Genomic DNA, 18,249 nt, shown 5'->3' on the forward strand with positions numbered 1-18,249 from the left:
CACTCATGTCGCTCGAACAATATCACGTAATTCGACTATTACAGCAGCAAAGCCAGTCGTTAAAGGAGGCTATTGCGCTGGAAGGTTTTGAAATGGCAGCCCCTTGGCATCAAGTCAGTTGGCAGGCATTTGATGAGATCAGCCATAAAATTGCACAAGTGTTGATTCAACTCGGCGTACAAGTGCAAGACCGCTGTGTGATCCTGTCACAAAACTGCCCGCAATGGACCTGTGCCGATATCGGCATTCTGAAAAGCCGTGCCATTGTCGTGCCTATTTACCCAACCAGTACCTTAGAGCAAGCCAGCTTTATCATTAATGATGCGGCGGCTAAGGTGATTTTTGTCGACGACGCTAAGCAATATGCGCTGGCCTGCGAGTTACAAAAACAATGTCCGACTCTAGAGCATGTGATTGTGTTCGATGCCGCAGTTCAGTTGGCTCAGGATAAACCTCAACATAGGCATTTAGATAACGTCCTAACGCAGGCATATGACCAAAGTGCCGAGCTGGAGCAACGCTTAAAAGACGCGAATCTTGATGATCTGTTAACCCTGATTTATACCTCCGGCACCACGGGTGATCCTAAGGGCGTCATGCTGGATTACCGCAATATGGCTTCGACTGTGCGTCAGCACGATCAGATTTTGCCTTTTAATGCTGGCGATGTGTCTTTAGCTTTCCTACCGCTAAGCCATGTGTTTGAGCGTAGCTGGAGTTTCTACGTTTTATGCCGTGGTGGCCATAATGTTTATCTGCAAAATACCCAAAGAGTAAAAGAAGCGATAAGTGCTGTGCGTCCGCATACCTTGTGTGTGGTGCCGCGTTTCCTCGAGAAGGTTTACAGCGCAGTACAGGATAAGGTCGCGAAATCCGCAGAGGGTCGTAAAAAATTATTTGCTTGGGCGATGAGGGTTGGCGAGCGTCAGTTTGAAGTGAGCCAAGGCCGCGCTAAGGGCGGTTTGTGGTTATCCTTGCAATGGCGTTTGGCGAATAAATTGGTTTACAGCAAGTTGCAGGCAGTGCTCGGTGGACGCTTAAAGTTTATGCCCTGTGGCGGTGCTGCACTTGATTTAAATGTGGCGTCTTTTTTCCATGCTATTGGTATTCCTGTGCTTTGTGGCTATGGCATGACCGAAACAAACGCTACTGTGACCTGTAACACTTTGGATAACCGTGTCGCGGGGTCAAACGGTAAAGTCTTGCCCGAAATCGAAATTAAACTGGGTAAAGACGATGAAATCTTAGTCCGTGGCGACACTGTGATGCGTGGTTATTACAATCGCCCTGAAGATACTGCCGCCGCCTTTGAAGACGGCTGGTTAAAGACTGGCGATGCGGGACGACTCGATGCCCACGGCAATTTGTTTATTACCGATCGTATTAAAGAATTGATGAAGACCTCTAACGGTAAATATATTGCACCGCAAAGGGTTGAGGGTGCTGTTGGATGTTGTCCTTTTATCGAACAAGTGGCGGTGATTGCCGATGCGCGTAACTATGTGACGGCGCTGATTGTGCCAGCCTTTGAATCCCTCGAAGCATGGGCAAAGGAAAAAGGCTTAAAGTATGAGTCGCCTATTGAGCTGCTGCGCCATAGCCATGTGGTTGAGCATTTCGAGCAGCGCCTCAAACAGCTCCAGCAGGAGTTGGCTGGTTTTGAGCAAATCAAAAAGTTTACCCTGCTGCCGGAAGCTTTTTCGATGGAGGCAGGATTAATCACGCCGACGCTTAAGTTGCGTCGCAAAATGATTTATCACAAGTACGCCCATGAAATTAATGCTATGTATAATAATTGATTGTTAAATATTTGATCTTAAAAGGCCGCTTAGCGGCCTTTTTTGTCTCAACTACTTCCTGACGCATAGTTCTTAGCTTAAAATTCGCCCCGTTTACTGGTGCGCACGAGGCGCAAGGTGTCGGTGTAAAGGATAGTTAAATGGAACTTTCGATTCGTCGTTTATGCGCCGCTGTCGGTGCGGTGTGGTTATCTTCTTTTGTGGTCATTCCTGCTGCGGTTGCGGCGGAATATGACAAAATGGTTCACGGTCCCGTGGATCTTCCCAATGGCCAATGGCTCAATTTTTATCAAAAAGATCAACAGGTATGGGGCGAAATGCTCTATGGCGATGCGCCCGGTGTGCGTATTGACGATTACGGCCGCGCTGAAATCGTGGCGGTGTTTTACCATGACTTTGACAAGGGCGGTTCTAAGGAAGTTATCGTCATGCTCAAGGATGCCGATGGTCAGCATCTACGGGGTTATGGCTTTGAGGGTGAAGAGCTAACTAAATTGCCACGCTTGCAAGCCGTGCTCGATGAAGTTGTACCAAGCATTAGCACCTTTACCGTGGGTGGGGTTCGCAAGGTGTTAAGCCAGCTGCCGCCGCAGCAGTATCGTATGACCTATGAGGCGGAAGGGGTAAAAGATCCTGATATTAAAGCGATTTTAGATGGTACCTCTAAGCTCAAACCAACACTAATTGGTTATCGCAATTCTGAAGGCACAGCGGCGGATGTAAAAACCGCAGTGGAATACAAGCTGCGCTATCCCGTGACTCGCACCGATAAGGATGCCGAGGGGCGTGAACGAAAATACAGTCTAGTCGCCACGTTTGATCGCAGTGCCTACGTCGAAGAAGATGGCAGTTTTATGTTAGTCGCCATTGGTTATGAGGCCGACGATGTCGATTGGCTTAAAAATGGCAGCGAAAAAATCCCGCGAACAGGGCCTTTTTACGAATTCATGAGCATGGGCAGTACTTGGGCTGGTGTTGCCAGTGAAGCCAATTATGTTCAAGGCGAACTTGATGGTCACTTTGCCGCCTACGATGCCCGCAATGGCAGTGTGATGTATGCGGGTGACTATAAGCTGGGTAAGCAAGTGGGTAAATGGATAGAAGCCGACAGCCGTGAAACCTATTGGGAGGGCGAGTACCTCGACGGCCAAAAGCAGGGTAAATGGGTATTGCAGTCCATGATGGATGACGCCGATAACTACGGCTTTATTCACTACAACAAGGGCGTGCCCGATGGCCCGAGTGAAATCTATACCCCAGATTACGATTCCGGCACCGAAGGCGCGAAGAAATTATCCGAAAAGGGCATTTATCTCAATGGCGTAAAAGACGGTGAGTGGCTTGAGTCCGATGGCAGCAAAGGCCAATACCAAAAGGGTGTGAAGCAAGGCGCTTGGGTAGAAAAGGTCACCCAAGGGGATTATCGCTTTCAAAGCGGTGAAGGCAGCTACCTCGATGGTAAACGCTCAGGCACTTGGGTCTATATTCGAACCCCAGATGCTAACGATGCATTTACCACTAGGCAATCGGTGACTTACCTCTACAAGACGGAAGTCAACTATGAGAACGGCCTACGCCAAGGTGAGGCTAAGTTATTCAATAAAGATAATTTTATGTTTGCCCTTAAACATTATGATAAGGGCAGACTCCACGGTGAGAGTCTATGGTATTCAGCCCCGAATACTGTCAGCAATGTAGCTAACTATCGTCAAGGCGAGTTAGATGGTCCACAAATGTGGCTCGAACCTAACGGCGATCTGAATGAGTTGAGTCAGTATAAGTTCAATGACGCCGTAAAACTTAAACCCTCGCAGGATGAATGCATGATGCGAAAAGAGCCTTATGCAGGCGATTGTGAGGGGGTGTTAAGTTCAAAAAATGCTGAAACCACTTCAATTAAGGATGGTGAGCAGCGGGTATATCGCGGCGGCCGACTATCCGAATTAAGCTATTACACCAATGGGTCAGTCGATAAAGAATATCGATTCGATTCTAACGGCCGCTTAATGTCCTTGCAGACTTATAAAGCGGGTAAGGAATATGGCCCAAGCATTCGCTATTCCACCGACGGCGGCTATTCGCTCGTGCAATATGGTCATCTTATCAATAACCGTCTCTCTGGCCCCCATTACACCTTTTACCCGAACGGCCAGTTAAAGAGTTTGTGGAACTATTGCCAGCAAGAAGGGGAAATGTGGAACGGTGAACCTTATTTCTGGGATAACGCCATTGCACGCTGCGGTATCCAGCGGGAGTATTTTGATAATGGTGCCGTGAGTTGTATCGAGGATCTAGACAGCAATTATGCCGTAGATAAAGTCTGTTATGACCAGAATGGCAAGTTAGCCAGCGAAATGCTGCGGATTGATGAGCAACATGTGGTGCACAAGCGCTATATCAACGGAGTGATCTATCAAGAGGAACCTGGGTTCTCGGATTTTTCCCATGTGACCAAGGGACGCAAAATCTATCACCTAGAAAACCCAAAAAGCCATGGTGTGTTTAAGTCCTACGACAGTAGTGGCAAGCTCAAATACGAAAAAATTTATGATATGGGTAAAGCTGGCTGTATGAAAAAGTACGATGCTAACGGCAAGCAAACCCCAGATACCGCGAGCTGCCAGTTCTAGCATCGCGCTTCTTATTTCTGTTAGGCTTGGTAGGGATAAACGGGGCAATCACCTTGTTTATCCCATTCACAGCATAAAAGTATAAGAACAACAAAAGGGAAGTGTGCATGTCAGTCACCGAATACAGCCTAGACATCCAGCCAAGATTTACCGAAACCGACGGCCTTGGTCATATCAACAACACAGTGATCCCCGTGTGGTGCGAGGCAGCACGCACGCCAATCTTTGAGATCTTTAATCCCGAGTTGGATTTACATCAATGGAATCTGATTGTGGCGGGTTTTACTGTAGCCTTTATCGCGCCGACTTATTACGGCAAGAATGTCACTGTTAAAACCTATGTTAGCCGTATCGGTAATAGCAGTTTCGAGCTGACCCAAACCTGTTGGCAAGCCGGCAGTAAAACTGCGGAAGTGAAAACCACCTTAGTCCACTACGACTACAGCTGCGAAAAAAGCCGACCTATCCCCGAAGATATTCGTGAAATCTTAGCCAGCCTGAACGGCGAAACTGCTTAAGTCTGATATTCGCTTTCACCGCACAATTGCAATTGCGCGGTGAAAACGTTAACGTGGCGGCCGCAAATGTGATGCGGATCACTTATCCGCGCCTTTATTCCTTCCGGCCGGATTTAGCATGAGATTTTACTTCACCCGAATGCGTTCTAAGGACATCTGTCCGCCACGACAACCCCTGAAAAAGATCGTTTGGTCATGGGTAGGGGCCTTTTGTGGCATTTACTTAGTCGCCAGTCTCGCCACTTATATGGGCGAACATCTGCTTGGCACTATGTTTGTGATTGGCTCATTTGGGGCGTCGGCGGTATTAGTGTATGGCGCGCCACTGGCTGAGTTTTCTCAGCCACGTAACTTGATTGGCGGCAGTGTATTATCGGCACTGATTGGTGTGGCTGTGTACCAAGTGTTTGCCGATTATATGGTGCTTGCGAGCGCGTTAGCGGTATCACTCGCCATCGCATTGATGTACCTAACTCGCACACTGCACCCACCGGGCGGTGCAACGGCATTAATTGCTGTGATAGGCGGTGAGAACGTGCATCAACTCGGGTTTCTCTATGCGTTGATGCCAGTATTCCTCGGCTCACTACTGTTATTGCTGGTGGCGCTGGTCGTGAATAATCTCTCCACCGATCCCAAGCGCCATTACCCTGTGTATTGGATTTAGCGTACCTGTCGAGAAGCCAGTTATTTCAAAAACTTCTGCACATACCAGCAGCTGGCTTCTATATCGTAATCCTGGGCTTTGGCCCATTTTAGGCCATGGCGAACTAAACGTTCGGCAAGACCTTTGCCACGCAGCTCGTCGGGCACAAAGGTACGGTTAAAGTCGATGTGCTGGCCATTGAGTCGGTATTCCAGCACGGCTTCATGCCCGTCAACGGGGATCACAAAGCGTTGTTTATCCTGTTGGTGTTCAACGGTGATTTCAATTGGTGCTTTTTCTGACATACAGCCTCCCTCTGATATGGCCTAAAGTGTTATGGCAATGTAGCCATCGACTCGGTAGCTTAAGCTTGCTCGTGTTGTTTAAGAATGGCGAGTAATTCTGCGGGAAGCTCGGCTTTTTGGCCGGTTTTAAAGTTAAACATCACTGCGACCGAAGTGCCTAGGGTTGTTACCGCCTGCTGCTGTTTACTAAACGCCTGATAATGCATGGTGAATCTATCACTTTGAATATCGCTGATACTTACACTGACCAATAAGGTATCGGGGAAGGTTACTGGACGTTTATAGCGGGCCTGATTTTCGCTAATCACTGGGCCAACCCCGGATTTATACAGGGCATTGAGCGGGAAGAGGCGGTTGAAAAAATCGATACGCGCAGTTTCAAAATAGCGGAAATAGACCACGTTGTTGACGTGTTGTAGTGCATCCATTTCGCCCCAAGCCACGGGGATTTCGGTCACGATAGGGTGCTGTGCGAGAAACTTTTCCATTGGACTTAGGGTTGAACTTTCCATTGCATTACTCATAGTCAAAAGCTCTAGTTAAAACGCTCGTTTAAGGCTGCCAGACTAGCAGTATAAAGTGCGAGCGACAAGCCTTAGCCAATAGTGACAACATTAAGTGAAGCAAGGAGTTGGCGATGATAAAACAGATTGGGGATACGGTTATTCAGGCAACACATTTTGCGTCTTGCCATTGTGGCGCTGTGGTGTTGGAGTTATCGCTGCCCAATGGCATTGAAAAGCCAAGGCGTTGTGATTGCTCAATCTGTCGGCGCAAGGGCGCTATCGTCTGTTCAGTGCCGCTGGCGGGATTGAAGATTATCAAAGGCGAGGCCGTATTAAAGTGCTACGAATTTAATACCAAAACGGCCAAACATTACTTCTGCTCTGTGTGCGGCATTTATACCCATCATCAAAGGCGCTCTAATCCCAATGAATATGGCTATAACCTTGGTTGCCTCGAAGGCGTGAATCCCTATGAATTAGGCGATGTGCCCGTTTGCGATGGCGTGAATCACCCTGCGGATAGGTAGATGTGATTGCCAGAAAAACAAAAAGCGACCCTAGGGTCGCTTTTGATGTGCAGTGCCGATGTTACTCGATCACTAGCTCATCGAAACTGCTGATAGTGCGAAAATCGCCCGTGCGCTGCTTGCTGTCGCGAACCATTTGGCAGGTCATCATGCCCGCTGCATCGGCGGCTTTTAATTCTTCAATCACATCAGACACAAACAGCACTTGCTTAGGGCTTAAGCTGATGGTGTTGAGAATATTGCAGTAAGCTTGTTTATCTAATTTGTTACCTGTACGGGTATCAAAATGACCGTTAAACATCTCGGTTAAATCACCGCCATCGCTGTGGCTGAATAACAGTTTTTGGGCATCGACAGAGCCCGATGAGAAACTGTAAATACGCAGATTTTGTGCGCTAAAACGTTTAACAGCTTCGATAAAGTCAGGGAAGATATGGCCCTTAAACTCATCATGGGCATAACCTTGCTTCCAAATTAACCCCTGTAGGGTTTTGAGCGGGGTCGCTTTGCGGTCTTCACGAACCCACTGCTGTAAAATTTCAGTCACGCGCGCTAAGTCAGCATCTGGCTCTAGTGCGATATCTCGGGTGTCGCAGATACAGTTTTCCACCAAAACATTGTGTTGGTTCTGCGCTAAAAAGTCTGGCAAGGCTTTGACAGAATAGGGGAATAGCACATCTTGGATAAAGGTTAGGTCTGTCGTGGTGCCTGCTGTGTCTACGACTATGGCTCTGATACCCATAATGTTTTGATACTCCACAATATGTTGGCTAAAAAATGCAACCCTGATCCTAAGCGTTATTGGGGTAATTGGCTAGTGGATTTCACCTTTAAGCCAAGGGAGAATGTGCGCCATATCACTAACTCATTTGGCTGAAAATCAATTAAATGAGTAATTTTAGAGGCTTATCTAGTGGATATAGGTGAAATACTGGATCTAGTGTGGGGAATTATGCTGTTTATAATCCAGCAGTTTGTTGTCGACATAAGACTATGGTCTTAATAGCTAAGGGAAATTTTGGCTGTTATTGTTGCTTTACTCTCTTTCGACTGAATTTGTGCGCCTTTACGATTTAAAGATTGGATTGAGCGCGTAGCAATGATGAGGCTGTTTATGAAATATTTACCCGCATTAGGCTTAGGTATTCTGTTGGCGGTATTGAGCTTTACGAGTTTTGCACTGGTTGCCAGTGCTGGCTATATGCATGCCTTGCTCGGGAGCGTCGATAATCTTAGCCCCACTAGTCCGGTTTATCTGGGGTTAGCTGCCCATGATGCGGGCTTATTATTGCTGCTCTCTGGGCTGATGCTATTTAGCTATCAGCGGCTTTTCCCTCGATTACCATTCGATTGGTACACTGCGGTGGCGATGCAAATGCCACTGGGTTTATTGGTGCTGTGGGCGGATGGGGTTTCCTTTAATCTCACGGATTTTTACGGTGTAGCTAGAGCTTTAACTCTCTTTAGCGCCGCCTTTGGTGTGCTGATTATTTTTGGCTTACTGCAACGCCGTGGCCGCAGGCTTGCTCAGGCTTAATCGGTCATAAACTGGCCTTGCAGGAATAAAATCCGTAAAATCATTGGCCTAAATGGATTTGAGTCGTAAAGAGTAGGAGCCAATGAGTTCGATTGAATTTGATATTCCCGAAGAGCACCGCATTCCCTTTCTGAAGTATTACAAACAAAAAATCGCCCCTAAATGTGCACCGTTTGAAGCAAAACGTGAAGGTGTAAACCAAAGGCGGCGTGAAAATGCCAAGTTCACCACCCCAATCTACTACATCTGCATCACGGTGATTTTAGGGGCATTTGCTGGGCTGCTCGGGGTGCAGTTTATGCTGGTGCCTATGAATTATTTTGTGCCTTTGATGATTGGCGCGTTCCTGCCCATTCCCGTGATAGCCCTAGTGGCCATTGCCTCGGGCAAGGAAAGCGATGAACTCTATAATGCTGCCTTTGAAAAACTCTATCCCATTAGCCTTAAGTATTTTGGCGATGACTTTGCGCTAACGAGGGAGCCTAAGGTGGATTTCTCAACCTTTTTGGAGTTGGGGCTGCTGCCTAAAACCGATAAGCAGTATGCGCAAAATTGCCTTAAGGGAACCTATAACAAGGTACCGTTCCAGTTTTACGAGGTCGATGCTTACAACACTAAGTCGAACAATAATGGCTCGGTTGAGCGAGAGACCATCTTCAATGGTGTGCTACTGGTGTGTAATATTCCTAAGCGATTCAACGGCACTACCTTGTTAGTCACGGATAAGGGCAGTTTAAAAAATCGAATTGAGGGGTTTAAGACAAAGCTGTCGAGGGTCAAGCTTGAGGATGTACGTTTCGAGCGTTGTTTTGAGGTGTATAGCAGCGACCAAGTCGAGGCGCGCTACTTACTCAATCCCTTGATGATGGAAAATCTCTTGGCCTTAGGTCGCGAATTAAATGCCGAAGTTGAAGCCTGTTTCTATCAAAAACAATTACTGATAAAGATCCCGACCAAACACCATTTCTTTATCAATCAACTCGATTTAGATCGCCCCATCGATTTTAAGCTCAATATCGAGCGGATGTTCACCGAGTTAGGCTATACCTTCTCGATCATCGATACTTTAAAACTTGATAAGCATACCGGGCTATAGTCAGGCTCGTAAATTTAGAGGAATGTATGTCGCCAGATAATCAAATAGTGTTTAAATCGCTGATTGGCTATGGTTCATTTTTCTTTATGATTTGGCTTGTTTTATCAGCGGTACTTATTTTATCGGGGTCAGCTACTTTTTCAGTAAAAGGCTTAGCGGGTGCATTTGTAGTATTACAGATCCCGACGTTATTTCTGGTCATTAAAACAAAGCTTCGGATTAATCAAAATCCATAAAAGAGTCAAATACCTGTTATAGGATGTCATGCTAGGCAATATTGCAGTCCCATAAAACATGACTTTTGGCACTTATGGGTGACTCCCACGCTCGTTAATATCAAGCTTCAAACTTTGATGGAGCAAGATGATGAACACGATTTTCACCCTGTCGCAATTTGTGCATATTACCGCCGGCGCACTGGCATTAGTGTTATTTTGGATGCCTGCCATGCTGAAAAAGGGCAGCGCGAATCACAGTCGTTTTGGCCGTTATTATGTCTATGCCATGTACACAGTGGCGGCGACGGGCGTGGCGATGGCAGCGACGGGCCTCATTGATCCGCTCTCGGTGATTAAACAGCCTGCGGCCAACGCCGATGCTTTAGCAGCGCAGATAGCGGAACGTAAAAATGCTTGGATATTTCTTATCTATATCAGCTTGTTAACTCTCGTAACCGTTAGGCATGGCGTGTTGGTTCTGCGTTATAAGGCGCAGCGTCAGCAATTAACATCGCCGCTGCATTTGTCGTTAATGCTGAGCTTAACGTTACTTGGCCCTGTGATGGCGCTATGGGGATACCAAGAAAAGCTGATCCTCGCGGTGATTTTCGGCCTGTTAGGCACTACGGTTGGGGCGGGATTCCTGCGCTATAGCTTTAAGGCAACGTTGACCAAATTAGAATGGTGGATAGAGCATTTAGGCGCGATGATTGGCTCGGGTATCGCCTGCTACACCGCCTTTTTCGCCTTTGGTGGCAGCCGTTTGTTTATCGACCATGGTAATTTGCGTCTGTTGTCGTGGACACTGCCAGGTGTTGTGGGTTTTGTAGTCATCCGCTATTTAAGTGGCAAGTATCAGCGTCGTTTTGCGGATTAACCTGAAACGTAAAAGCATAGGGAGCCGTAAAAAGAACAGGGGCCGCCTAAGCTGCCCCGATTTGAGATGATGTGAGCGGTTTTACCCGAGTTAAACCTTGGTCTCGGTAGCATTGGCCGTCTTAGCAGACTCGAGCCACTGATCCATCTTTTGCTCTAATAAATCTAAGGGCAAGGCGCCATTTTCGAGCAGTTTGTCGTGGAAGACTTTGATATCCATCTTATTGCCCAAGGCTTGTTTGGCCTTAGTTCGCAGTTCGATAATTTTCAGCTCGCCCAACTTGTAACCTAAGGCTTGTCCCGGCCAAACCACATAGCGCTCGATTTCGGACGTGGCCTCTGAGCGGTGTATTCCCTCAGTCGCCACTGCATAATCAATGGCTTGCTCACGACTCCATCCCTTGGCATGCATACCTGTGTCGACCACTAAGCGCACCGCGCGGTGTAACTCGGACTGCAAGCGGCCAAGATCGTTAATCGGATTATCCTGATACATGCCCATCTCGGCGGCTAACCGCTCGGCATAGAGCGCCCAACCTTCACCTGCGGCATTGGAGTAAAAAATAGTACTCAGCAGCGGCAAGGTATCCGACAGACCGATAAGGGTCTGTAGATGATGGCCGGGATTGGTCTCGTGATAGGTTAAGGTTTGTAGCGAATAGGAGGGCAGCGCTGCCATATCGTACAGGCTTATCCAAAAAGTACCCTTACGCGAACCATCCTGTGATGGCGCATCGTAAAATGCACCGCTGGTTGCGGCGGCACGACTATCGGGCACGGCTTCAATCGCAACATCTTGATTCGGTAACAGCCCAAACCACAGCGGTAATTTGGCATTCACTTTCGCCAGATAGCCGTGAATGTCCGTCATTAATTGTTGTTTGCCCTCGGCAGTGTTGGGGTAGATATATTTAGGATCCTTGAGCAATCGCTGCATGCGCTCGCCAACTGTGCCTTTGCGGTAACCCACTTGTTTGAGTAACACATCCATCTCGGCGGTAATGCGGGCGACTTCATCTAATCCCAGTTGGTGGATCTCATCTGGGGTCTTATCTGAATTGGCGAGGTGTTTAATCATCGCCTTATAGAGTTTCGCGCCCTGAGGCTGGTGTCCAAGTCCAGCCACATGGGTGGCCTTGAGACGCACAGCTTGTAGTGCTGAAATCAACTGGCGCGTCGCAGGGTAATATTTAGTCTCCACCAGTTCGGCGGCAGAGTTCACCAACGCCTCACTTTCTGGTACTTGGGCGGCGGTTAATTTGGCTTTAAAACTGCTGACCAAGGGATGCTTGTTGGCATGGTGGACTAACTGTTGCTGTAATCCTGCGATGGTCTTATCGATAATAAAATCGGGTGGGATTACCCCCATTTGTACATCTTGATCCAGCTTATCGATAACAGTACCCATGGCGGCAGGATACATGCTTAAGCGGTTGAGATAAGCCTTAGCTTGCTCTGGGGTGGTGACCGCAAACTTATCTTCCATATACCCCGGAAATTCAACATGCAATCCAGATAAGTGGTTGACGACATAAGGTAAAAACCAAACGCCGTATTCACCGAGCATAGTGCCATAGGCCACGGTTTCGGCAGGCAACAGGGCGCCGGCGATTTCAGATTTTATCGAGCCTAAACTCACTTGTTCAGAGGCGCTAAGCTTACTGGCATCGATAGCATTGAGTTCGGTTAATATGGCCTTAAGCGCTTTACGGCGATGATTTTCCCCCGACGGGCTGTAATCGGTCAGCTTAGAGAGTACATCCTTGTTCGCCTCATCCTCGGCCACGCCATAATAGGTGGCGATTTCGGGTCTAAGGGCAAAATAACGTTGGGTGATTGGCGCAAGTTGCTGCTTAAGGCTCAATACTTGGACGGCCTTTTCGGCCTTGGCCTGCTCAGTAGTTTGATTGGTCTGTGTTGGGTTTGGATCGCTACAACCCGTTGCTAACATGGCCAGAATTAAAGCATTTACTATTCTTTTCATCAGGTTACTCATACAAAAACATTGTGGGCAAATCCGTTGTTGGACTTGTGCCGCAAGCGTTAAACCGTGATTAGTGTGATCAAGCTCAAATTTGAACGGTTATCCTAACAGTTTATTGCACTCAAACTGCATAAATTTTGTTACTAGTTTTATTGATAATCTGGAGTGAAAAGGGAAGTGGGGGACAAGGAAATCCTTATCGAACTTTATAATGCGCAGCCATTCTCAAATAGGTGGCGTTCAAGTGGATTCCCATCCACATAAAACAGCAAAGCACCTAATTCATGTCTAACTGAGAAAGCATTATTCATCATGGCCTCTGGGGCTGATAGGCAATACCATTAGGGCATATCTCGCTGAGATTGCTGCCATTCAGTGGTTAATTTTTGTGATTGAGCGATTAATTGCTGTCTTTGCGTTGTATCTGGGAAAAGTTGTCCTAGGTAATATTAAAAATGAGCGCTTGCTCAAAGGTTTTTACATCCAGAGTGATTTTACTGAACTTAGCGGATAAGGGATTATCAGAGGATTAAGTAAGTCGTTGATGTTTATATTGACTAAGGAGTTGTTGATGAGAAAAACCGCACTTTCGAGCCTTGTTTTTGCACTGCTTTTAGGGTCTCCACTGGCGAATGCCACTAATATCACGGCTGAATTTAAATCGGTTGAAAATATTAAAGATGTGAGGGCATTACAGCAGCAAGCGCCACAGTTATTAAGTTCAGGCTTGCCGAGTGAGCAACAGTTTGCGCAGCTAAAACAGGCGGGTGTGGATGTAGTGATCAACCTTATGCCGGACAATAGCAAAGATGCCCATCCAGATGAAAGAAAACTCGTGACTCAGCCGGAATGGACTATGTGTATATTCCCGTGGATTGGCAAAACCCTAAAGTAGAAGATGTTGAAGCCTTCTTTACAGTAATGGATCAGCATAAGGGGAAAAATGTGTTAGTTCATTGCCTTGCTAATTATCGTGCCTCAGCGTTTGCCTATTTGTATCAGTTAAAGCAAGGCCAAAAACCAGAAATAGAAAAGACTATGGCGCCATGGAATGGAGAGTTATTAAACTATCCTAAATGGCAGGCATTGTTAGTGGATGTAAGTCAAAATACGGTTTCTAATGTTTCACGTGAGTATGAATCCGCCCGCGCGATTGCTTAGTTATACGCTTGATGCGCGGATGGTATTTTGCGTTAAATCGCCATTATTACCACTTATATACCAAGTGTTTAAAGGCATTGTTTTTTAACAATATACGTTTTTGTAGAGTAAAAGTAATCGCTACAAGTTAATTATTTTATAAAATGGCTTTAATTTTACGATTTTCCCTTCTTGGATGAGTTCGTTAATTATTCTACGGTATGAGCGTGTCGTTATTCCGAGTCGTTTTGCGCCAAGAGTTGATGAAAGCTTAAATTGTTCTTCGCTTGCTAAATTTTTAGCTTCTAATATTTGGTTGATAATACTCACTTTTGTTGATTGTGTCAGATTGCTGATAAGTTCGTGCATATTTCGATTATATCTTTTTGTAATTAATGACGTAATATACATGAACATATTTGAATCTTTTTCTACAATTTTTATAAAATTAGCTTTAGATATTCGATACATTACGCCGGATTTATTTGCTTTTATGCTAAATAAAGCACTGTTGTTTTCTTGGAAAAACTCCATTTCACCTAGAAATCCGCAGTAATTATCTTCAACTTTAAGAATGAATTCATTACCACTCGAGTTTATATAAGAAACGGTTAGGTTGGCATTTTCACAGAATATGAGTTCAGAAACATGCTTAGATTGTCTTAGCAAGTAGGAGTTCTTATGGTATTTAATCTCTGCAATACCAATAGCTTTAACAATAGTAGCGATATCATCCATAAGTATTTGTTACATATTCAAAACATGTTATTTGTATACAAGTATACTATCGCAGTATTGAATAGCAATCACTACCCTGGAGTATGAATTTGGTGAAAGTGGTTAAAACGCATTAAGTTAAGATTTATTCAATACGCTTTAACCATATTAAATAGATTAAATTTTAATGGCCGTTTCTAATGCGACTTTGACCATTTCATGGAGATCGGTTCTGCGTTCGTCAGCCGTTAAATGTTCATGCTGGGTAATATGGTCTGTAACGGTACAAAGAGCGAGTGCGCGGCATTGATGCTCTGCAGCAAGCGCATAAAGAGCGTTTACTTCCATTTCTACACCTAGTACGCCGTATTTTGCCATCAGGGTATAGTCATTTTCATTTGGTCGATAAAATAGATCAGATGAAAATACGTTGCCTACCTTATAGTTAACAGTTGTCGTTTTTAACACTTCAACACACGCCTGTAACAGGTCAAAGTTTGCGATGGCTGCCAGATCGTGGTCTAAAAAGCGAATACGATTTATTTTGGAGTCTGTAGAGGCTCCCATGGCAACAATTAAATCTTTCAGCTGAATATTATCCGATATAGCTCCACAACTACCTACTCGAATAAAGTTTTTAACACCGTAGGTTGTCATCAGTTCATGAAAATAAATCGAGGCTGAAGGTGCACCCATGCCATGACCCATAATTGAAATATCTTTAGATTTATATTTTCCAGTAAAACCTAATATTCCACGGACATTAGTGACTTCCTTTACATCCTCTAAATAAGTTTCTGCAATAAGTTTTGCTCTGAGTGGGTCACCAGACATAATAATTGTTTTTGCAAAGTCACCAGGATTCGCATTGATATGTGGAGTCGACATGTTTCACCTCTAAATTACATTAATGACACTAAGGCGCCTGCAATAGTACCTGACATTAAATTGGCCAAGATTGCGGCTAAAAGTACTCTTGGGCCAATTTGAGTGATAAGTTCTCGTTTATCTGGGCACATGGCAGCGATACCACCAACGACCATAGCAAGTGAGCCAATATTGGCAAATCCACATAGGCTAAAGACAACAATGGCCTGTGTTTTATCTGAAAGAGTATTAGATACTTCTAAGAAACTGATATAAGCAACAAATTCATTAATGGCAATTTTTTGGCCAATAATTGAAGCTGCAGGTATTGCTTCAGACCAAGGGACTCCCATGAGGAATGCTAATGGAGATAGCAAATAGCCAATAATCATTTCTAATGTAAGCTTATCGATACTAAATAAATTACCGATACTACCAATGATGCCATTTAATAATGCAATAATGGCTACAAATGATACTAATAATGCCGTTACAGTAATAACTTGGTTCATGCCCATTAAAGAGCCATCAGTAATGGCTGCTAATAATCCTTTGGGCTGATCAGCATCTTCGATTTTATTGTCATTATTAACTATATTTTGTTCAGTTTGTGGGCAGAGTAGCTTTGCAAATAATAGACCTGCTGGTGCGGTCATAAAACAAGCTGTAAGAATATATTTAGGATCAATGCCTAGGTTGATATATCCCACCATAGTGCCACCCGCGACACTGGCTAATCCACCTGTCATAACAGCAAATAACTCTGAGCGAGTCATGTTTTTGACTAAGGGTCGAACCATCGATGGGGCTTCAATTGGTCCGACAAAAATATTTGCTGTGGCAGAAAGAGATTCAGCTTTACTGGTACCTAATATCTTAGAGAGTCCGCCACCAATAATATTAATGATAAATTGCATGACTTTTAGGTAGTAGAGTACTGAGATTAAGGCAGAGATAAATATCACTACGCAAAGTACGTTGATAACGAAAACAAAGCCTAATTTATAGTTAGCTAGATCGCCAAAAACAAAGGTTAAACCAGAATTTGAAAAGGCAATTACACTGTTGACGCCACTGCTCATGGCTTCAATGATGGTGACTCCTGCTGGTACAAACATAACAAATGCACCGAGTAAAATTTGAAGTGTTAATGCTCCTGCAATGGTTTTAAATTTTATTTGGCGTTTATTTTCGGAGAATAGATACCCAATAAAGACTAGAACAGCAATACCGATACAACTCATGATTGTTGACATAGGTTCATCCATCATCATCTGGTAATAGATCATTTTATAGAGATGAATCATTCAAGATTTTTTCGTTAAAAAAACGGACATTTTTCCTATTTGAGGATAAAAATGTGGTTATTTGCAGAAAATCACATGAAATGTTTAATTTTTATTTTATTTCAATGTGTTAGATGATATGTGTTGGCGGTCTAACCTAATGCATCTAAATCAAGATTATGCTGTTGGAATTTAGGTATTTAGGCGATGTATCTAGTGCAGGAGATCTTGTCACTATTGTCAGAAGGTCTATTTAACTGAGTGAGTGCAGTTAAATAGACCAAAGCTTTGAAATTATTGATGGATTAGCTTACCGTTTTTTACTACATCTTTGCAGGGATTAACGCCGTAGCTGTAGGCCAACTGTGCAGGGGTGGCGATATCCCACAGACAGAAATCCGCCTGTTTACCAACCACTAAGCTGCCGACACTCTCTTCAATCCCTAGTGCCTTGGCGGCATTCAATGTTAAACCTGCAAGCGCCTCCTCTGGGGTTAGGCGGAATAGGGTACAACCCATGTTCAGCATCAGCAGGGTCGAGCAGATGGGCGATGAGCCGGGATTAAAGTCGCTGGCGAGCACCATAGGTACGCCGTATTGGCGCAGTAAATCGATAGGCGGTTTTTGGGTTTCCCGCAAAAAGTAAAATGCGCCCGGTAACAGCACGGCGCAGGTGCCACTTTCACTTAGGGCTTTAACGCCGGCCTCATCTAAATATTCAATATGATCAACCGACTTAGCCCCTAAACGTGCGGCTAATGCAGAGCCGCCCATATTGGATAATTGCTCGGCATGCAGTTTAACTTGCAGGCCAGCCGCCTTGGCGGCGCTCAGTACGCGCTCGGTTTGCTCTAGGTTAAAGGCGATGTTTTCACAGAATACATCCACCGCATCGGCGAGGTTTTCGGCAATCACCGCAGGCAGCATCTTATTGATTATTAAGTCGACATAGCCGTCGCTATTGTCTTTAAACTCGGGTGGCACCGCATGGGCACCGAGGAAGGTGGTTTTGACATCCACATGGTGATGTTGGCCGAGTTCGCGGGCCACGCGCAGGATTTTGAGTTCAGTTTCGGTATCTAGACCATAGCCAGATTTAATCTCAACCGTAGTAACGCCTTCCTTTGCCAAGGCATTTAAACGCTGGCGACCGAGGTCAAATAGCTCGGCTTCGTCGGCCTCACGGCTGGCGTTAACCGTAGAAATAATTCCGCCGCCAGCACGGGCGATTTCCTCGTAGGTAGCGCCCTTTAGGCGTAGCTCGAATTCGTTGGCACGATTACCAGCAAATACTAGGTGGGTGTGGGCATCAATCAGCCCTGGAGTGATCCAACCGCCCTTACCCCTGTAAACAGGAATGGACAACACATCGAAGGCAGGCAGCTCGCTGCGTGGGCCTAACCAGGCAATTTTACCGTCTTTTACTGCGATAGCCGCATTGGTAATTGCGCCGTAAGGTGCTGATATGGAAGGGTCCATTGTTGCTACGTTAACGTCTATCCAAACCTGATCCCAAGACATTGTTATCCCTCGCTGCGTTGGCTTTTGGGCCCTGCAAACTCTTTATTATCGAAAGTTATGTGAGCTAGCTTGTATT

At 45.5% G+C, this 18,249-nt stretch carries 19 protein-coding genes; 11 read left to right on the plus strand and 8 right to left on the minus strand.

Annotated features, from left to right (window positions below; translation table 11 throughout):
- The first annotated feature begins 5 nt into the window (after nt 1-5).
- The 4 genes from M0413_RS14150 (at nt 6) to M0413_RS14165 (ending at nt 5,614) form a co-directional block, all read left to right on the plus strand.
- Nucleotides 6-1,799: an AMP-dependent synthetase/ligase gene (locus tag M0413_RS14150; RefSeq protein ID WP_249554655.1), complete on the plus strand. Its 1,794-nt coding sequence runs from the start codon at nt 6-8 to the stop codon at nt 1,797-1,799.
- A gap of 140 nt (nt 1,800-1,939) precedes the next feature.
- On the plus strand, nt 1,940-4,429 hold the full coding sequence (locus M0413_RS14155; RefSeq protein ID WP_249554657.1) for a toxin-antitoxin system YwqK family antitoxin: 2,490 nt from the start codon (nt 1,940-1,942) through the stop codon (nt 4,427-4,429).
- A 107-nt stretch (nt 4,430-4,536) separates the two neighbouring features.
- Nucleotides 4,537-4,947 carry an acyl-CoA thioesterase gene (locus M0413_RS14160; protein ID WP_218678094.1) on the plus strand — a complete coding sequence of 137 codons (411 nt, stop codon included), beginning with the start codon at nt 4,537-4,539 and terminating at the stop codon, nt 4,945-4,947.
- A gap of 118 nt (nt 4,948-5,065) precedes the next feature.
- Nucleotides 5,066-5,614 (plus strand): HPP family protein, encoded by a 549-nt coding sequence (locus M0413_RS14165; RefSeq protein WP_037427960.1) that lies wholly within the window; start codon nt 5,066-5,068, stop codon nt 5,612-5,614.
- A gap of 20 nt (nt 5,615-5,634) precedes the next feature.
- Here M0413_RS14165 and M0413_RS14170 read toward each other — a convergent pair whose 3' ends face one another.
- Nucleotides 5,635-5,898 carry a GNAT family N-acetyltransferase gene (locus M0413_RS14170; protein ID WP_249554658.1) on the minus strand — a complete coding sequence of 88 codons (264 nt, stop codon included), beginning with the start codon at nt 5,896-5,898 and terminating at the stop codon, nt 5,635-5,637.
- A 59-nt stretch (nt 5,899-5,957) separates the two neighbouring features.
- Entirely contained in the window at nt 5,958-6,386 is a 429-nt protein-coding gene (locus M0413_RS14175; protein WP_055646933.1) for an acyl-CoA thioesterase, read from the minus strand.
- 149 nt (nt 6,387-6,535) lie between these two features.
- Between M0413_RS14175 and M0413_RS14180 the strand changes: the two genes are divergently transcribed.
- Nucleotides 6,536-6,931 (plus strand): GFA family protein, encoded by a 396-nt coding sequence (locus M0413_RS14180; RefSeq protein ID WP_037416229.1) that lies wholly within the window; start codon nt 6,536-6,538, stop codon nt 6,929-6,931.
- 61 nt (nt 6,932-6,992) lie between these two features.
- On the opposite strand, the gene mtnC is transcribed toward M0413_RS14180, so the two are convergent.
- Nucleotides 6,993-7,673: an acireductone synthase gene (gene mtnC, locus M0413_RS14185; protein WP_037427953.1), complete on the minus strand. Its 681-nt coding sequence runs from the start codon at nt 7,671-7,673 to the stop codon at nt 6,993-6,995.
- A 372-nt stretch (nt 7,674-8,045) separates the two neighbouring features.
- Here mtnC and M0413_RS14190 point away from each other — a divergent pair, with 372 nt between their 5' ends.
- From M0413_RS14190 to M0413_RS14205, 4 genes are all read left to right on the plus strand, one after another.
- Entirely contained in the window at nt 8,046-8,468 is a 423-nt protein-coding gene (locus M0413_RS14190) for a hypothetical protein (protein WP_037416234.1), read from the plus strand.
- A gap of 82 nt (nt 8,469-8,550) precedes the next feature.
- Complete coding sequence (locus tag M0413_RS14195) at nt 8,551-9,564, plus strand: DUF3137 domain-containing protein (protein ID WP_249554659.1); 1,014 nt, start codon at nt 8,551-8,553, stop codon at nt 9,562-9,564.
- 26 nt (nt 9,565-9,590) lie between these two features.
- Nucleotides 9,591-9,800, plus strand: coding sequence for a hypothetical protein (locus tag M0413_RS14200; protein ID WP_037416240.1), 210 nt, complete (start codon nt 9,591-9,593; stop codon nt 9,798-9,800).
- A gap of 127 nt (nt 9,801-9,927) precedes the next feature.
- Nucleotides 9,928-10,659 carry a hypothetical protein gene (locus M0413_RS14205; RefSeq protein WP_249554661.1) on the plus strand — a complete coding sequence of 244 codons (732 nt, stop codon included), beginning with the start codon at nt 9,928-9,930 and terminating at the stop codon, nt 10,657-10,659.
- Between the two features lie 90 nt (nt 10,660-10,749).
- Here the strand turns inward: M0413_RS14205 and M0413_RS14210 are convergent, their stop codons facing one another.
- The gene (locus M0413_RS14210; RefSeq protein ID WP_249554662.1) at nt 10,750-12,642 is read right to left on the minus strand and encodes a DUF885 domain-containing protein; all 1,893 of its coding nucleotides are present in this window, start codon (nt 12,640-12,642) and stop codon (nt 10,750-10,752) included.
- A gap of 571 nt (nt 12,643-13,213) precedes the next feature.
- On the opposite strand from M0413_RS14210, the gene M0413_RS14215 reads away from it, so the two are divergent.
- Nucleotides 13,214-13,537: a protein-tyrosine phosphatase family protein gene (locus M0413_RS14215; RefSeq protein ID WP_249554664.1), complete on the plus strand. Its 324-nt coding sequence runs from the start codon at nt 13,214-13,216 to the stop codon at nt 13,535-13,537.
- Nucleotides 13,513-13,803: a protein-tyrosine phosphatase family protein gene (locus M0413_RS14220; protein ID WP_249554666.1), complete on the plus strand. Its 291-nt coding sequence runs from the start codon at nt 13,513-13,515 to the stop codon at nt 13,801-13,803. Before M0413_RS14215 ends, M0413_RS14220 begins: the two co-directional genes overlap by 25 nt.
- A gap of 120 nt (nt 13,804-13,923) precedes the next feature.
- Here M0413_RS14220 and M0413_RS14225 read toward each other — a convergent pair whose 3' ends face one another.
- From M0413_RS14225 to hutI, 4 genes are all read right to left on the minus strand, one after another.
- Nucleotides 13,924-14,520, minus strand: coding sequence for a Crp/Fnr family transcriptional regulator (locus M0413_RS14225; RefSeq protein WP_047536454.1), 597 nt, complete (start codon nt 14,518-14,520; stop codon nt 13,924-13,926).
- 156 nt (nt 14,521-14,676) lie between these two features.
- Nucleotides 14,677-15,387, minus strand: coding sequence for a purine-nucleoside phosphorylase (deoD, locus tag M0413_RS14230; protein WP_047536455.1), 711 nt, complete (start codon nt 15,385-15,387; stop codon nt 14,677-14,679).
- A 14-nt stretch (nt 15,388-15,401) separates the two neighbouring features.
- Nucleotides 15,402-16,622: a NupC/NupG family nucleoside CNT transporter gene (locus tag M0413_RS14235; protein WP_047540364.1), complete on the minus strand. Its 1,221-nt coding sequence runs from the start codon at nt 16,620-16,622 to the stop codon at nt 15,402-15,404.
- A 324-nt stretch (nt 16,623-16,946) separates the two neighbouring features.
- Nucleotides 16,947-18,173: an imidazolonepropionase gene (hutI, locus tag M0413_RS14240; RefSeq protein ID WP_249554667.1), complete on the minus strand. Its 1,227-nt coding sequence runs from the start codon at nt 18,171-18,173 to the stop codon at nt 16,947-16,949.
- Between the last annotated feature and the right edge of the window lie 76 nt (nt 18,174-18,249).

The sequence above is a fragment of the Shewanella sp. 8A genome, from assembly GCF_023475945.1.
GTDB lineage: Bacteria > Pseudomonadota > Gammaproteobacteria > Enterobacterales > Shewanellaceae > Shewanella > Shewanella xiamenensis.